Consider the following 14,788-nt stretch of genomic DNA (forward strand, 5'->3'; position numbering starts at 1 on the left):
CCGCGGCGGTGAGCCGGCGGTGCACGCGCAGGTCGTCGCGTGCCTCGGCGAGCCAGTCCTTGAGCCGTGGCCAGCCGCGGATGACGGCTTCGTGGCTGATCTCGACGCTGTCGTCGTCGACGGTGAGAATGCGTGCGTTCGCGAGGTGTTCGACGACCTCGTCCGCCGCGAGCTCGGAGCGCTTGACGCGGCGCTTGGTGTCCTCGGTGCCGACGCCGGGGGTGACCAGGCGCAGGAACACCTGGCGGGCCTGGGTTCGCTGCTGCTCGTCCAGCCCGGTGTAGGCGTTCTCGGCCGTGTTCGCGATGGCGCGGGCGATGCCGCCGCTCTCGTGGTAGCTGGTGAGCGTGAGGGTGTTGCCGCGCTTGCGTTGCCACGTCTCGAGCAGCGCGTGGCTGACGTGGGGGAGCACACCTGGTTCGCCGGTGGCGTCCGCGATGAGCCGGGCGACGAGTCCTGTCTCAAGGGCGCAGCCGACGACGACGGCGGGCTGGGTGATGGCCTTGCGCAGTTCGTCCGTGGTCATCGGGCCGACCAGCACCTGGGCGTTCTCGACGGCGCTGACGAGCTCGGGGTAACGGGCGCAGTGGCCGTAGAAGTCGGCGCGCATGCCGATGACGGTCTTGTGGTCGCGTCCGGTCAGCGCGGCGATGAACTCGTCGCGGTGGGGCAGCGAGAAGATCTCCTCGAACTGGTCGACGACCAGCAGGCCGTCGGTGCGGGGGAGTGAGGGGTGGGTGCTCGGGGTGATCAGCTCGCCGTCCTGGCGTGCGAGCAGGCCTGCCCGCAGCAGCGAGGACTTGCCTGACCCGGACGCGCCGACGACCAGCACGGTGTCGTGGTGCTCGAGCTTGCCCAGCAGTTTGCCCACGAGCCGCTCGCGCCCGAAGAAGCGGTCGGCGTCGTGCTCGGTGAACGCCTTGAGGCCCACGTAGGGGGAGTCCGCGGCCGGCTCTTCGGTGTCCGTCTCACCGATCTCGCGCCAGCGCCGTTCCCACGTCTCCTCGTCGCCGCCGCAGGCCCGGACGAACGCGAGCGCCACGGCCAGGCTCGGCAGCCGCTGGCCGCGGGCGGCGTCGGCGAGGGTGCTGGCGGAGTAGTGGCTGAGCCTGCCGAGCTCGCGGTAGCCGGGGGAGCCGGCCTTCTCGCGGAGCTTGCGGAGGTCGAACGCGAACTGTTCAACAGGCCCGGCGAACGGGTCGAGCGGTCTTTCCGGGCGAGGCATGACGGAGATTCTTTCATCCATGCTCGGCTCGTCACGCTCTATAGCTTCAGTGTTGACTAAAAAAGATCACCAACCGATGCTCGCCTTCTCCCGGCAGATACAGCGTCTCAAACGCCACAACGTGCCGGCCCCAGCGTTCGGTGCCGGTGGTGGGAGGCAGGGACGCGGCGGCGTCGTAGCGGTCGGTGAAGGCCGCACCGGCGGTGATGGAGAGTTCGAACGCGAGCACGGTGGCCGCGTGGTCGCCGAGGTCGGCTGCTGCTCGGAGGGCAGCCGCGCGGTCGTTCGCGATCGTGTCCCAGTCGGGGTAGTGGGCTCTGGCTTCGGGGCTGAACGCGAAGCGGACGAGGTTCGGCTCGTCGTTGAGGCCCGAGATCGTGCGGAACGTCTCGGTGCACGCCAGGACGTCGCCTGCTGGGTTGAGCACACAGGCCGCGGTCGGTTCGAGAGCGTCGAGCGTGGCGAGGACGGTCGGTCGCAGCGGCGGTGGCGGGGGAGGGGCGCAGGTGTTGTCCGCCTTGATGAGGCGGTACAGGTGGATGCGTTCGTCCGCGGTGAGGTCGAGCGCGTCGGCGAGGGCGGCGAGGACCTGGCCGGAGGGGGAGCGGTCGGTGCCGCGTTCGAGGCGGGTGAGGTACTCGACGCTGATGCCGGCGCGGTCGGCGAGCTCGCCACGGCGCAGCCCCGGGGTGCGTCTGCGCTCGTTGTCCGGTGGTGTGGTCGCTTCGCGGCGGGCGCGCAGGAACCGGCCCAGTGCGTTGTCGGCCATGATCGCCGAGTTTAGAGGGGCCCTGAGCGGGTCTCCCTGAAGTTCGTGTCCGCGGCGATGCTGTGGATCATGCGATACCGACTGTTCGGCCGTACTGGCCTGCGCGTCTCCGAGTTGTTGCTGGGCACCATGACGTTGCGCTCGGAGGACGTCGCACGGCGGGTGCTCGACGTCTACGCCGACGCCGGCGGCAACTTCCTGGACACGGCCTCGGCGTACGGGGAGAGCGAGGAGGTTCTCGGTGCGGTGATGCATCGGCGCGACCGGTTCGTGGTGGCGACGAAGTACACGTTGTCGCGGGATGTGCAGGATCCGAACGCGGGTGGGAACCACCGCAAGAACCTGGTGCTGTCGCTGGAGCAGTCGCTTCGGCGCTTGCGCACGGACTACGTGGACGTGCTGTGGGTGCATCTGTGGGACCGCCACACGCCGGCCGAGGAGACGATGCGGGCGCTGGACGACGTGGTGCGGGCGGGGAAGGTGCTCTACGTCGGGGTGTCGGACGCTCCGGCGTGGTTCGTGGCTCGGGCGAACACGCTGGCGGAGTGGCGGGACTGGACGCCGTTCTCGGGTTTGCAGGTGCCGTACAACCTGCTGCGGCGTGACGTCGAGCGGGAGTTGCTGCCGATGGCGTCGGCGTTGGGGATGACCGTGGCGGCGTGGGCGCCGTTGGCCGCGGGGAAGCTGTCAGGAGGCACGCAGCGGGCAGGCCGGCTCACAGAGCGGGAGGAAGGTGCGGCGTGGGCCGTGCGGGCGGTCGCGGAGGAGCTGGGTGCGACGCCGGCCCAGGTGGCGCTGGCGTGGGTGCGGTCGTCCGGTGTGCTGCCGTTGGTGGGCCGCGCGGACGCCGGAGCAGGTCGCCGACTGTCTCGGCGAGGTGGTGCTGCCGCCGGAAGCGGTCGCGCGCCTGGAGGCGGCGGCCCCGTTCGAGCGGGGCTTTCCGGCGGACTTCATCGCGGAGTGCGAGGCGAGCCCTTCCGCGTTCGGCTCCGGGGTCGTCGTCAGGTGATGAGGCCTGGCAACAGCGCGGGCTGACGCTTTCGGCGCAGCCAGACTTTGCGGGAGCCGTCGCCGTAGAGCAGCGTGCGGGACAGTTCCCAGCCCGCGAACTCGGCGTGGATGGCCAACTGCGTGGTCGCGGTGCGGCGGGAGATGCCGGGCGGCAGACGCAGCGGCCGGTACTCCCAGTCCCCGTCGATCACCCCTTCGTTCATGGCGAGATCACCTGTATCCCTCCGTTGTCGCCGGACGTGACCGTGACGCGTCCGGTCTCCTGGTCGACGCTGACCGTGTTGGGTTGACGCACGGTGGGGAACCGGTGTTTCTCGGTCGGTTCGCCACCGGCGACGTTGAGTCCGACGACCTCGTTGCGCTCGGTGAGCGTGATCCACGCGATGTCGCGCTTGGCGTCGTAGGCGATGCCGTAGGGCGTGCCCGGAACGGGGTAGCGCTGGCGCATGATCAGCGGGTTGATCGAGAACGCGATGAACTCCCCGCCGCGGCTGTCGACGACGAGCAGCCGGCCGAATCGGTCCGGCACACCGTTGGTGGCGCCGTCGCCCGCTCTGATGCCGGCGCCTGACTTCGGTGCCCTTGTCGTCGGTGGTCATCTCGAACACCGCGCTGCGCAGCCGGTCGAGCTCGACGTTGCGGCCGTTGACCTGGAACTTCAGCGTGGTGCCGCCCTCTGTGAACTGGCCGCCTGGCGTGACGTCGCCGGGCACCGTGCCGGTCTGGGCGGGGGAGTGGGCCGGTTTGGCGGCCTCGAGGGTCGCCGCGACCTGCAGCGGATCGTTCGACCCCTGGCTCTGGCCGCACGCTGCCAGCGTGGCGGTGGTCAAGATCAGAGCAGCGAGCCGGCGCAAGATCGGGTCCTCCTGAGATACGTCGTGGCCTTCCAGGATCCACGACGTTCGGTCGAAGGTCACGCAAGGGGTCGGGTGAAACCCGTTCGGCCGCTCCTGTTATCTAGTTCTATTGCTTCAGTGTGGACTAAAAACACTACTTCTCAAATCTCACCACCCTGCCCAAACTCAAGTCATAAAAAGCCCCGACGACACGAGGGCTTGCCGGGCGATCGCGGTTCGGATGATGACACTGTCCGCCGGGGCGCATTTGCCCAGGTCAGGGCATCGGGCGTTCGGGATAGCCCAGTTCGATGGCGCTGACGTCGTCCAACGCCGCCCGGATCGCCGGCGGCAACGTGAGCTGCTCGGTCTCCAACGACGCGATCAGCTGGTTGGTGTCACGCGCGCCCACCACCGGAGCGACAACCCCGGGCCGATCCCGCACCCAAGCCAGCGCGACGCACAACGGCGAGGTGCCAAGCCCGTCAGCGGCGGTCGCGACGGCCTGCACGATGCGGGCCGCACGCTCGTTGCGGTGTTGCTCGACGTATCCCGCGAAGTGCGCCGATGCGCCGCGAGAGTCAGGTGGCGTCCCGTTGCGGTACTTGCCGGTCAGCACGCCACGGCCGAGCGGCGCCCACGGCAGCAGTCCGAGCCCGTGGTGCAAGGCGGCGGGCGCGACTTCGCGTTCGATCCCGCGCTCCAGGAGCGAGTATTCGACCTGGGTGGAGATCAGTGGGAACGAGGAAGGGGTGAGGACGGCCGTCGCGAGTTGCCAGCCGCTGTAGTTGGAGACGCCCGCGTACAGGACCTTTCCAGCGAAAATCGCCTGGTCGAGCGCGGAGAGTGTCTCTTCGACCGGCACGTTCGCGTCCCAGGCGTGCAGCTGCCACAGGTCGATGTGGTCGACGCCGATTCGTCGCAGAGATCCGTCCAGCGCGTTCAGCAAGGCGCCCCGGGAGGCTCCGCCGCCGAACGGTCCCTCGGTGCGGCGGGCGACGGCTTTGGTGGCGATGACGAGTTCTTCGCGGGGGACGACTTCGCCCAGGAGCCCGCCGAGGATGCGTTCGGCTTCGCCTTCGGTGTAGACGTCGGCGGTGTCGATGAGGGTGCCGCCGGCGTCGGCGAAGGCCATGAGCTGGGTGGCGGCCTCGTCCGCGTCGGTGTCGCGGCCCCACGTCATCGTGCCCAGTGCCGTCCTGGACACGCGGAGGCCGCTGCGGCCGAGGTATCGCTGTTCCACGTGCGCGATGCTAAGGGGTGATCATCGGCTGGGCCTGGCAATCGGTGTTACTGGCCGGTAGGGTCTCGGCTCGTGAAGCTCGGACTGAACCTCGGATACTGGGGCGCCGGCAACGACGCCGCGAACCTTGAGCTGGCCAAAGAGGCCGACCGCCTCGGCTTTTCGGTGGTGTGGGCCGCGGAGGCCTACGGTTCCGACGCGCCGACGGTGCTCGCGTGGGTGGCCGCGCAGACCGAACGCATCGACGTCGGTAGCGCGATCTTCCAGATTCCGGCGCGGACGCCGGCGATGGCGGCGATGACCGGGGCGACGCTGGACACCTTGTCGGGTGGCCGGTTCCGCATGGGTCTCGGCGTTTCGGGTCCGCAGGTGTCGGAGGGCTGGCACGGTGTGCGGTTCGACAAGCCGCTTGCGCGCACGCGTGAGTACGTCGAGATCGTGAAGAAGGCGCTGAGCCGCGAGAAGCTGCGTTATGAGGGTGAGCACTACACGCTGCCGTTGCCTGATGGTCCTGGCAAGGCGTTGCAGCTGACGGTGCACCCCGTCCGCGACCGGATTCCGATCTACCTCGCGGCGGTGGGTCCGAAGAACCTGGAGCTGACGGGTGAGATCGCGGACGGGTGGCTCGCGGTGTTCTTCTCGCCGGAGCACTCGGCTGACTCGATCGCGTCGGTGAAGGCCGGGCGGGAGAAGGCCGGTCTGACGATGGACGGCTTCGACGTCGTGCCGACGGCGCCGTTGATCGTGGGTGAGGACTGGAAGGCCTGTGCTGACCCCGTTCGTGCGTACGCCGCGCTGTACGTCGGTGGCATGGGGTCGCGCAAGCAGAACTTCTACAACAACCTGATGGTCCGCATGGGGTTCCCGGCTCAGGCCGAGGAGATCCAGGAGAAGTACCTGGCGCGTGACTACACCGGTGCGATGGCGGCGATTCCGCTGGAGTTCCTGGACGCGACGTCGTTGCTGGGCCCGAAGGAGCGCATAGCAGACAAGATGAAGGCTCTCGCTGGCGCGGGGGTCACCACGCTGTCCGTTTCGCCGATGCTGCAAGATCTCGAGCAGGGGATCGCGGGCCTTCGCACCGCGGCCGAGGCTTTGGATCTGGCAGGAGTGGGTAGTTGAGCTGGTTGCAGGCTCTGGTCCTCGGACTGGTCCAAGGACTGACGGAATTCCTGCCGATTTCCAGCAGTGCGCACCTGCGCATCACGTCGACGCTGTTCTTCGGCAACGACGCGGGCGCTTCGTTCACCGCGGTCATCCAGCTGGGTACCGAGGTGGCGGTGCTGATCTACTTCGCCAAGGACATCGGGCGGTTCGTCGCTGCCTGGTTCCGCGGTTTGTTCAGTTCGGCGGCGCGCAAGGAGAAGGACTACCGGCTCGCCTGGTACGTGATCATCGGTTCGGTGCCGATCTCGGTTCTGGGTTATCTGCTCAAGGACGAGATCCGGACGTCGGCGCGGAATCTGTGGATCACCGCGACGATGCTGGTGGTGTTCGGTCTGCTGCTCGGGTTGGCGGATCATCTGGCCAAGCATCAGCGTGACGAGCTGCGGATGAAGGACGCGGTCGGGATGGGTCTGGCGCAGGCGCTGGCGCTCATCCCCGGCGTGTCTCGTTCGGGTGGGACGCTGACGGCGGGTCTGTTCCTGGGTCTGACGCGTGAGGCGGCGGCGCGGTACTCGTTCCTGCTGGCGATTCCGGCGGTGTTCGGTGCTGGGTTGTTCTCCATTCCGGACGTGCTGGAGCGCACCGGTGAGGGTGTGCAGGCGTCGATTCCGCAGATGATCGTGGCGACGCTGATCTCGTTCGTGGTGGGTTACGCGACGATCGCGTGGCTGTTGAAGTACGTTTCGAAGCATTCCTATTCGGCGTTCGTGTGGTACCGGCTGATGCTGGGCCTCGTGCTGATGGGGCTGCTGTCGATGGGGTTGTTGCAGCCGATCTAAGGTGGATGTCGTGGCCACGGTGATCCTGCTTCGACATGCGCGTTCGACCGCCAACGGTTCCGGTGTGCTCGCCGGGAGGTCGTTGGGTGTGGGTTTGGACGAACGCGGGCAAGCTCAGGCCAAGGCGCTCGTCGATCGGTTGAAGGACATTCCGGTGAGCGCGGTGGTGTCGTCTCCTCTGCAGCGGTGCGAGGAGACGCTGGCGCCGTTGCTGGCGGATCGTTCGCTGGCGGCGGTGGCGGAGCCGGACGTGTCCGAAGTGGACTACGGCGCGTGGACCGGCAAGGCGTTGAAGGACCTGTTCGACGAGCCGCTGTGGGCGGTCGTGCAGCAGCATCCGTCCGCCGCTGTTTTCCCTGAGGGTGAGGGGCTTGCGCATGTGCAAGCCCGCGCTGTCGCGGCCGTGCGTGCGCATGACGCCCGTATCACCGAGGAGCACGGTCCGGGTGCGGTGTGGGTGCTGTGTTCGCATGGTGATGTGATCAAGGCTGTGCTCGCGGACGCTCTCGGTGTGCATCTGGACGGGTTTCAGCGGATCGTCGTCGACCCGTGTTCGGTGTCGGTGGTGCAGTACACGCAGACGCGGCCGTTCGTGTTGCGGGTCAACGACAACGGCGGGGATCTGACGGGTGTGGTGCCCAAGGCGCCGCCGCAGGAGGAGCCGTCGTCGGACGCTACCGTGGGCGGCGCGACCGGGACCTGAGGTAGCGCTGCTCCGGCACGCTCAGGGTCAGCTTCGCTGCCTTCTCGTACTCGTCCCGTGCTGCGTCGTGGTTTCCTTGCAGGTCAAGGAGATGTGCTTTGACGGCGTGCACGCGGTAGTGGTTCAAGTCGAGTGTGGACAGTTCCTCGAGTGCTTGTTCCGGGCCGTGGACCATTGCGACGGCGACGATGCGGTTCAGCGCCACCATCGGGCCGGGTGCGGTGACGGTGAGCAGTTCGTAGAGGCCCAGAATCTCGCGCCAGTCGGTGTCCTGGGCGGTCTTGGCGTCCGCGTGCACGGCCGCGATCGCCGCCTGCAGCTGGTACGGGCCGATCTTCGCGGTCTTGAGCGCGTTGCTGATCAGTTGGGTGCCTTCGGCGATGGCGTCGGGGTCCCACTTGGTGCGGTCCTGTTCGGCCAGTGGGATGAGCGCGCCCTGGTCGTCGGTGCGGGCGGGGCGGCGGGCGTCGGTGAGCAGCATCAGCGCCAGCAGCCCGGTGAGCTCGCCGTCGTCGGGCCTGCGTCTGTGCAGCTGGCGGGTCAGGCGGATGGCCTCCGCGGTGAGGTCGACGCGCACCAGGTCGTCGCCGGAGCTCGCGGTCGAGCCTTCGGTGAAGATCAGGTACAGCACGTGCAGGACGGCGGTGAGGTCCCGCGGCGCCCGGAACTTGGCCCCTGACTGCTTGATCTTCTGTTTGGCGCGGCTGATCCGTTGCGCCACGGTCGCTTCCGGCACCAGGAACGCGCGTGCGATCTCCGCCGTCGTCAGGCCGCCGACCGCGCGCAGGGTGAGGGCGATCTGCGAGGCCGTCGTGAGGCTTTCGTGGCAGCACAACGCGAGGAGTGTGAGCGTGTCGTCCTGGGCCGGCGCCGGATCCGGTGGGGGAGGTGTCAGCGCGACGGCCTTCTCCTCGCGCTGACGGCGTGCGGTGTCCGAACGGTACTGCTCGATCCATCTGCGGCTGGCCGCGGTGATGAGCCAGCCCTTCGGGTTGTCCGGCACGCCGTCGACGGGCCACTGCTGGGCGGCGCCGAGCAGGGCTTCCTGCACGGCGTCCTCGCACACGTCGAACTGCCCGTGCCGGCGGACGAGCACGCCGAGGACCTGCGGCGCGAGCTCACGCAGCAGGCCTTCGACCTCCGGCTCACCGCTCACATGTCGTCCAGCATCGACATGTCCCAGACCGGGCGGATCTCGATGCCGTCGTTGTGCGCGTCGGGCAACGTGGCCGCGTGCGCGATGACCTGGTCGATCGTGTCCGCTTCGACCAGGTAGAACCCGGCCAGGTACTCCTTGGCCTCTGCGAACGGGCCGTCGGTGACGACGACCTCGCCGTCGCGGATGCTCACGCCCTTGCCGGTGTCCGGCCCGGGGAGGCCTTCGCTGACGATCAGCTCTCCGGACGCGCGCAGCTTGTCGGAGAGGTCGTAGTGCGCCTGGCCGAACTGCATCTGCTGCTCGTCGGTCAGCTTCTCCCACGCGGCTCGCGACTTCGGGTTGCTGTAGATCAGGATCAGGTACTTCACTTCCGGCCTCCACTCGTCGGCTGGCGAAAAAATCTTCTCACCGTCATGTCGAGACCGCGGGCTGTGTCTCGACATCGGTGTGTCAGCCGACTTGATGGAGGTTTTCGAGATGACGAGCACGCTGGTGCACGACGAGACCGCGATCCGCGCTTTGTTCACCGAGTTCGAGGAAGGCATGCGCCTGCGGTCGCCGGAGCGGATCGTGGCCCGCTACGCCGACGACGCGGTGACGTTCACCCTGGCACCGCCGCTGCGCAACACCGGCCTGGACGCCCGCGACCCCGACGCGCTCGCGGGCTGGATGGCGGGCTTCACCGGTCCCATCACGATCGAGCACCGCGACCTGGAGATCGCCGTGTCCGGTGACGTGGCGTTCGTGCACGGGCTGGCGCGGATGGCGGCGGTACCGGTCGGTTACCCGGAGGGGTTCTCGATGTGGATGCGCACGACCGTGGGGCTGCAGCGACGCGAGGGGCGGTGGCTGGTCACGCACGAGCACCAGTCGGTGCCGTTCTACATGGACGGCTCGTTCCTGGCGGCCACCGACCTGGAGCCCTGATCGGTCGAACTCGGAGAGTGCGTAACGAAAATGCAGGGCCCGGACCGTGCAGGGGGTCGGTCCGGGCCCCGGTCCTGTGTGTGGCGGGTCCTACTTGACGTTCACCGCGGCCCAGGCCCGGTCGACCGCCGCGTGCTCGGCGGACGAGGCGCCGTAGAGGTCGGCCGCGGCGGCGAGGGTGCCGGTGCGGGCGGCGGCGTACTTGGTGCTGGAGGTGAACTTGGTGGTCAGCGCGCGGTACCAGATCTTCTCGGCCTTGTCGCGGCCGATGCCGGTGACGGGCTGGTTGTCGTAGGTGGGGGAGTCGTAGGCGACGCCGTTGATCGTCTTCTGGCCGCTGCCCTCGGACAGCAGGTAGAAGAAGTGGTTGGCGATGCCGGAGGAGTAGTGCACGTCGACGTTTCCAGCGTTGGCCGACCAGAAGTCGAGGCTGCGGCCGTCCTTGGAGGGCTTGTCCATGTAGCGCAACGGCTTGCCGTCGCCCCGGATGTTGATCTTCTCGCCGATCAGGTAGTCGCCGGCGTCGGAGGCGTTGCCCGCGTGGAACTCCGTGGTCGAGCCGAAGATGTCGCTGGTGGCCTCGTTGAGGCCGCCGGACTCACCGGAGTAGACCAGGCCCGCGGTCGCCGACGTGACGCCGTGCGACATCTCGTGCGCCGCGACGTCGATCGAGGTCAGCGGGTTGCGGTTCTGCGCGCCGTCGCCGTAGGTCATGCAGAAGCAGGAGTCCGACCAGAAGGCGTTGACGTAGGCGTTGCCGTAGTGGACCTTGCTCAGCGCGCCCACACCGTTGTTCTTGATGCCGCTGCGGCCGTGGACGTTCTTGTAGTAGTCCCACGTCTTCGCGGCACCGAACGCGGCGTCGACACCCGCGGTGGCCTTGTCGGTGTGGGTGCCGTTGCCCCACCTGTTGTCGGCGTCGGTGAACAACGTGCCGGTGCCCGAGCCGTTGTTGAGGTCGTTGACGGCCTGGTCGCCGCGCGCCGGGTCCTTGAGCTGGAACGCCGAGCCCGACTGGGTCGTGCTGAGGTCGACGGTGCCGCTGTAGGTGGACTGGCCGGTGCCCTCCGCGACGTGGATGCCGTCGTAGGCGAGCAGGGTCTCACCGGTCTTGGCGTCGGTGAACGTGTGCAGCTCGCTGGGCGTCTGGTCTTCCTTGACGCTGTGCTGGACCGTTTCCCAGGCCAGCACGGGCGCGCGGTCGAGCGCGAACACCACGAGCGTGGCGTCCGGGGCGGCGGCGACGGAGGGCGCTGAGGTGTCGAGGCCGGCGAGGACGGCCTGCGATGCCCTGCTGACGCCGGTGACCTGGCCGGACTTCTGCGCGACGACCAGGTCGCCGCCGATGACCTTCAGACCGTTGAGGGTCCGGTCGAACCGGATGTGGTGCGTGCCGTCCGCGTCGCGCACGACGTCACGCGGGACGAGCCGCTCACCGCCGGACAGGCCGAGGGCGGAGGAGATCGTCCCCGCCCGCTCGGCCGCCGCGTGCAGAGCTTCTGACTGCGCGAGCAACGGGTTCACCGGCTGCGGTGCCGCGTTGGCCCCCAGTGTGCCCGTGGCGGCCAGCGCCGCCGCGGACATCAGGGCGGTGGTGACGCCCAGGGTTGTGCGCTTCATGAACGCTCCTTGTTCCGGTGCAGGGGGTGATCGCTCCGGCGTTACAGGGGACCGGATCGAACACCGTGGAACATCCCGGCCATCGTCGATGACCGGGCGTGGTGATCGTATTGCTCTGAGTGCACAGGAAGGGCCACTCCCAGAATGCGAGATTGCTTCACGAATTGAGCCGCGTCGCTGGTCAGAAGATCGGCTTTTGCCCGAATGGTGGAACAAAAGAGCAGCTCAACCAGCGTGGAAACACAACGGAAACTTCCGGCGCCGACCCTGCTGACGGCCCAGTCCGCTGCTCCGCATGGTGCAGCCCTACCGGAGGGGATCTTGTTTACAGTTAACCTCGTGACCTGAGACCTGGGTCACAAAGTCACAGGCCCAGACGGGTGACCGCGTTGTCCTCGAGCGGGTTCGCGGTCCGGATGTAGCGGTGCACGGTCCGCGGATTGGTCCACCGGCCCTGCCGCATGATCTCCCGGTCGCTCGCCCCGCCCAGCGCCGCCTGTGTGGCGAACCCGGCCCGCAGCGAATGCCCGCCGAACAACGCCGGATCCAGCCCCGCCTTGAGCGCGTAGCGCTTCACCAGCTCCGCCACCGCACGCCCCGACATCGCCTTCCCGCCGATGCCGCCGTGCCGGTTGATCACCGGGAACACCGCGCCCCGCCGCCGCGTGCCGTCATAGCCGTGACAGCGGTGCAGCCCGGACTCGGCGATGTCCCTGCCCTCCAGCACATCCGCCCAGTCCGCGAACGCGCACACCGGACACGTCGGACGACGGCTCCCGCGCGGCAGCACCACCGACTGCTGATGCTTGCCCGTCTGATCGGTCTTCGTCGTCCCCAGCCGGATCAGCAGCAACGGCTCGTGCGTGCGCGGATCCACGTCCACCGAAACGTCCTCGAACTCGATCTGCGCGAGCTCACTGCGCCGCAGCGCCCCGGCGAAACCCACCAGCAGCAGCAAAGCGTCCCTCGCGCGCGCCGGCCCGTCCGCGGGACGTTCGTTCATAAGGGCCTCCAAGGTGTCGAGCAGCACCGGCCGTTTGCGCTTCGGCTGCGACTTGCGGCTCCGGCGGATACCGCGCAGCGTCAGCCGCACGACATCACTGCGCGTCGGACTCGGCAACCCGTTCGCAGCGTGCACCGCCGCGATCGCCGCAGACTTGCGCTCCAGCGTCGACGCCCCGAACGCCGGCGACCCGTCCGGCCTGACCGTGTCCGCCGCGGCAGCCAGATACACCGCCACATCAAGGGGATCCGCCGGCAACGCCTGCCGTTGCTCGGCCTGGCACCAGCCCGCCCACGCGATCCAGTCCGACCGGTACGCCCGCACCGTGTTCGGCGACTGCGCACTGCGCAGATAGCCGGCCAGCGAGGCCGCCTGCTCGTCGTCGAACCGCTCGCGCACCCTCGCGAGCGCGTCGACGTCGATCAGCACCGAATGCGAAACCCTGACCAGTGCGCGTTGGACGGGTTCGGGCAGGCTCACAGCCGCGATGGTAGCCCTCTGATCAACTCAGCGACCTTCCGCGGCGTGAACTCCAGCGCGTTGATCCCCACGCTCACCTCGATGCTGCACGTGCGGGGATCCGGGTTCGACCGCGCGTACAGGAACAGCTTGATCCCCGTGTCGTCGAGGAGCTTCTGCGCTGCCCGTTGCGCATCGTCGCGCGACATCGGCAGATGAACGTGGAACAGGGGAGTGGCCGGCACTTCCGGCGTGGTGTGCGCGAAACCGTCCTCGTTGATCGCCTTCGCGAGAGCCTGGGCGTGGCTCTTGAACTCCGCCATCCTCGGCAGGTTCTCGTCCATGCCCATCAACGCGATCGCTGCCAGCGGCCACGCGTCCACGATCGCCCCGCCCAGCCTGCGCCGCCACACCGCCGCGTGCTCGATAATCTCCGCGTCACCGGCCAGCACCGCGCCTCTCGTGCCTTCCAGTCCTTTGTAGAGCGACACGTACACCGTGTCGAACAGACCCGCGATCTCCGCCAGCGTCGCGTCGTAGCCGGTCTGCGCCTCCCAGATCCGCGCACCATCACAGTGCGCGGCCACGCCGTTGTGCCGCGCCCACCGCGTCTGCTCGGCGAGATCTTCGAAAGCCGGCAGCTGACCGCCGATGTCGCGCTGCGGCAGCTCGATCACCACCGCCGCGAGCGGCTCGTGCACGGCCTTCAGATCGTCGAGGGTCAGCAGAGCGTGGCGGTCACCCACCGGATGGAACCGCAGACCGTGCACCGCGCTGTAACCCTGGTTCTCCCACACGTGCAGATGCGTCTGCGGATGCCCCGCGAACGCGTGCCTGTTCGTTCGCTCGGCGTGCACCCTCAGTGCCGCCTGCTGCGCCATCGTCCCCGACGGGAAGAACAACGCCCTCTGCTTGCCCAGCAGGCCCGCGACCCGTTCCTCCAGCTCCCGCACCGGATCCTCTGGTTGGACGTCCGGTGTGATTCGCTCCGCGAGACGACGAAGAACCTCGTGCGGCGACCGGCGCGGACCGGCGTGGTTCGACAGGGAGCGGCGGATGTCCATGCCCAGGAGCCTAGTTGTTGCAACTGACTTGCAATAGACCCGTGTCCGTGATCAGGCGGCTGCGTTCGGTGGTCAGGCGGCTGCACTCAGTCGCGCGTCCAGCTCCGCCTCGTCCGCGACGAACCACAGCTGACGGCCCTTGTTCGACTCGTAGACGAAGTCGCGCAACGCGGTGCTCTCCGCCACGTGCCCGGCGATGTCCCCGACGACCACCACACGGAACCCGTACTGCTGCAGCTTCTGCACCACCGCACCCGCCACCCGCGTGCGCAACCGGAAGAAGTCCTCGGTCAGCCGCGCCACCGGCAGCACCAGCCACTGCACGTCCTGGCCCCACAACGTGCCGATCAGGTCCACAGCGGACTGCTCGTCAGCGATCGGCGGACCGTCCGGGGCGCACATCAGCACCGTCGCGCCATGGCGCGTCTGCACAACATCAGGCATGACACCGCAACCTAGCGGCGGCACACGCGCGCTGTCGCGGCGAATTCCGGCGCCAGGGGTGATCACCGCTTGGTAGGGTCGCCGCACGCGATCGGCCTGAGGAGGTGAGTCCCATCAACGCGGTGAACCCAGGTGGGCGCTCCTCCACACGATCGGCCTGACGCCTTCACGCGCGTCGTCACGGGAGCGCTCCAGCAGCCATCCCGAAAGGCGAACAACCATGCGCTTCTCCTCTGCGACGACCACCGACGGCGTCACGGAACGCGACGTCGTCCACGACGGAGTCCCCGGCGTCCTCTGGACCCCAGCCGGCACCCCTTGCGGGCTCGTGCTCAGCCGCCCACGGCCGGCGCCAGCACAAGGCGCGCACCGGGCGTCG

General features: G+C 68.4%; 17 protein-coding genes. 6 read left to right on the plus strand and 11 right to left on the minus strand.

Annotated features, from left to right (window positions below; translation table 11 throughout):
- On the minus strand, positions 1-1,246 hold a 1,246-nt coding region (locus tag FXN61_RS38085; protein ID WP_167978768.1), incomplete at its 3' end, for a helix-turn-helix domain-containing protein.
- A 25-nt stretch (positions 1,247-1,271) separates the two neighbouring features.
- Positions 1,272-1,994, minus strand: coding sequence for a helix-turn-helix domain-containing protein (locus FXN61_RS38090; protein ID WP_167978769.1), 723 nt, complete (start codon positions 1,992-1,994; stop codon positions 1,272-1,274).
- 69 nt (positions 1,995-2,063) lie between these two features.
- Here FXN61_RS38090 and FXN61_RS38095 point away from each other — a divergent pair, with 69 nt between their 5' ends.
- Positions 2,064-3,029, plus strand: coding sequence for an aldo/keto reductase (locus FXN61_RS38095; RefSeq protein WP_246292517.1), 966 nt, complete (start codon positions 2,064-2,066; stop codon positions 3,027-3,029).
- On the opposite strand, the gene FXN61_RS38100 is transcribed toward FXN61_RS38095, so the two are convergent.
- Together FXN61_RS38100 and FXN61_RS50365 are read right to left on the minus strand one after the other, a co-directional pair.
- Positions 2,996-3,208 (minus strand): DUF5703 family protein, encoded by a 213-nt coding sequence (locus FXN61_RS38100; RefSeq protein WP_030465938.1) that lies wholly within the window; start codon positions 3,206-3,208, stop codon positions 2,996-2,998. The genes FXN61_RS38095 and FXN61_RS38100 overlap by 34 nt on opposite strands.
- On the minus strand, positions 3,205-3,534 hold the full coding sequence (locus tag FXN61_RS50365) for a YncE family protein (RefSeq protein ID WP_188135934.1): 330 nt from the start codon (positions 3,532-3,534) through the stop codon (positions 3,205-3,207). Before FXN61_RS50365 ends, FXN61_RS38100 begins: the two co-directional genes overlap by 4 nt.
- A 62-nt stretch (positions 3,535-3,596) precedes the next feature.
- Here FXN61_RS50365 and FXN61_RS50370 point away from each other — a divergent pair, with 62 nt between their 5' ends.
- Positions 3,597-3,875 (plus strand): hypothetical protein, encoded by a 279-nt coding sequence (locus FXN61_RS50370; RefSeq protein WP_188135935.1) that lies wholly within the window; start codon positions 3,597-3,599, stop codon positions 3,873-3,875.
- Positions 3,876-4,118: 243 nt separating this feature from the next.
- On the opposite strand, the gene FXN61_RS38110 is transcribed toward FXN61_RS50370, so the two are convergent.
- The gene (locus FXN61_RS38110; protein ID WP_167978770.1) at positions 4,119-5,084 is read right to left on the minus strand and encodes an aldo/keto reductase; all 966 of its coding nucleotides are present in this window, start codon (positions 5,082-5,084) and stop codon (positions 4,119-4,121) included.
- Between the two features lie 72 nt (positions 5,085-5,156).
- Here FXN61_RS38110 and FXN61_RS38115 point away from each other — a divergent pair, with 72 nt between their 5' ends.
- Genes FXN61_RS38115 through FXN61_RS38125 form a run of 3 tightly spaced genes read left to right on the plus strand, consistent with a single transcriptional unit; the run spans position 5,157 to position 7,733 of the window.
- Positions 5,157-6,206, plus strand: a complete 1,050-nt coding sequence (locus FXN61_RS38115) for an LLM class F420-dependent oxidoreductase (RefSeq protein ID WP_167978771.1) — start codon at positions 5,157-5,159, stop codon at positions 6,204-6,206.
- The gene (locus FXN61_RS38120) at positions 6,203-7,030 is read left to right on the plus strand and encodes an undecaprenyl-diphosphate phosphatase (RefSeq protein WP_167978772.1); all 828 of its coding nucleotides are present in this window, start codon (positions 6,203-6,205) and stop codon (positions 7,028-7,030) included. The genes FXN61_RS38115 and FXN61_RS38120 overlap by 4 nt, the downstream gene beginning before the upstream one ends.
- A gap of 10 nt (positions 7,031-7,040) precedes the next feature.
- Complete coding sequence (locus FXN61_RS38125; RefSeq protein ID WP_167978773.1) at positions 7,041-7,733, plus strand: histidine phosphatase family protein; 693 nt, start codon at positions 7,041-7,043, stop codon at positions 7,731-7,733.
- On the opposite strand, the gene FXN61_RS38130 is transcribed toward FXN61_RS38125, so the two are convergent.
- Positions 7,705-8,889, minus strand: coding sequence for an RNA polymerase sigma factor (locus FXN61_RS38130; RefSeq protein WP_167978774.1), 1,185 nt, complete (start codon positions 8,887-8,889; stop codon positions 7,705-7,707). The two genes, FXN61_RS38125 and FXN61_RS38130, sit on opposite strands and share 29 nt — an antisense overlap.
- Positions 8,886-9,260 carry a YciI family protein gene (locus tag FXN61_RS38135; protein ID WP_167978775.1) on the minus strand — a complete coding sequence of 125 codons (375 nt, stop codon included), beginning with the start codon at positions 9,258-9,260 and terminating at the stop codon, positions 8,886-8,888. The genes FXN61_RS38130 and FXN61_RS38135 overlap by 4 nt, the downstream gene beginning before the upstream one ends.
- Positions 9,261-9,369: 109 nt before the next feature.
- Here FXN61_RS38135 and FXN61_RS38140 point away from each other — a divergent pair, with 109 nt between their 5' ends.
- Complete coding sequence (locus tag FXN61_RS38140) at positions 9,370-9,819, plus strand: YybH family protein (RefSeq protein WP_167978776.1); 450 nt, start codon at positions 9,370-9,372, stop codon at positions 9,817-9,819.
- Between the two features lie 90 nt (positions 9,820-9,909).
- Here the strand turns inward: FXN61_RS38140 and FXN61_RS38145 are convergent, their stop codons facing one another.
- The 4 genes from FXN61_RS38145 to FXN61_RS38160 form a co-directional block, all read right to left on the minus strand.
- Positions 9,910-11,439: a M4 family metallopeptidase gene (locus tag FXN61_RS38145; RefSeq protein WP_167978777.1), complete on the minus strand. Its 1,530-nt coding sequence runs from the start codon at positions 11,437-11,439 to the stop codon at positions 9,910-9,912.
- A 364-nt stretch (positions 11,440-11,803) separates the two neighbouring features.
- The gene (locus FXN61_RS38150; RefSeq protein WP_312878319.1) at positions 11,804-12,922 is read right to left on the minus strand and encodes a site-specific integrase; all 1,119 of its coding nucleotides are present in this window, start codon (positions 12,920-12,922) and stop codon (positions 11,804-11,806) included.
- A complete protein-coding gene (locus FXN61_RS38155) occupies positions 12,919-13,965 on the minus strand; it encodes a threonine aldolase family protein (protein ID WP_167978778.1) in 1,047 nt (348 codons plus the stop codon). Before FXN61_RS38155 ends, FXN61_RS38150 begins: the two co-directional genes overlap by 4 nt.
- Positions 13,966-14,037: 72 nt before the next feature.
- Positions 14,038-14,409, minus strand: coding sequence for a DUF4180 domain-containing protein (locus FXN61_RS38160; protein ID WP_167978779.1), 372 nt, complete (start codon positions 14,407-14,409; stop codon positions 14,038-14,040).
- Positions 14,410-14,788: the final 379 nt, after the last annotated feature.

This window comes from Lentzea indica, assembly GCF_012184385.1.
GTDB classification, from domain to species: Bacteria; Actinomycetota; Actinomycetes; order Mycobacteriales; family Pseudonocardiaceae; genus Lentzea; species Lentzea indica.

Excerpts from the sequence above, each read along its gene's own strand:
- FXN61_RS38090 (WP_167978769.1), bottom strand. The coding sequence starts at position 1,994 with ATGGCCGACAACGCACTGGGCCGGTTCCTGCGCGCCCGCCGCGAAGCG.
- FXN61_RS38095 (WP_246292517.1), top strand. The coding sequence starts at position 2,064 with ATGCGATACCGACTGTTCGGCCGTACTGGCCTGCGCGTCTCCGAGTTG.
- FXN61_RS38100 (WP_030465938.1), bottom strand. The coding sequence starts at position 3,208 with ATGAACGAAGGGGTGATCGACGGGGACTGGGAGTACCGGCCGCTGCGT.
- FXN61_RS38140 (WP_167978776.1), top strand. The coding sequence starts at position 9,370 with ATGACGAGCACGCTGGTGCACGACGAGACCGCGATCCGCGCTTTGTTC.
- FXN61_RS38145 (WP_167978777.1), bottom strand. The coding sequence starts at position 11,439 with ATGAAGCGCACAACCCTGGGCGTCACCACCGCCCTGATGTCCGCGGCG.
- FXN61_RS38155 (WP_167978778.1), bottom strand. The coding sequence starts at position 13,965 with ATGGACATCCGCCGCTCCCTGTCGAACCACGCCGGTCCGCGCCGGTCG.
- FXN61_RS38160 (WP_167978779.1), bottom strand. The coding sequence starts at position 14,409 with ATGCCTGATGTTGTGCAGACGCGCCATGGCGCGACGGTGCTGATGTGC.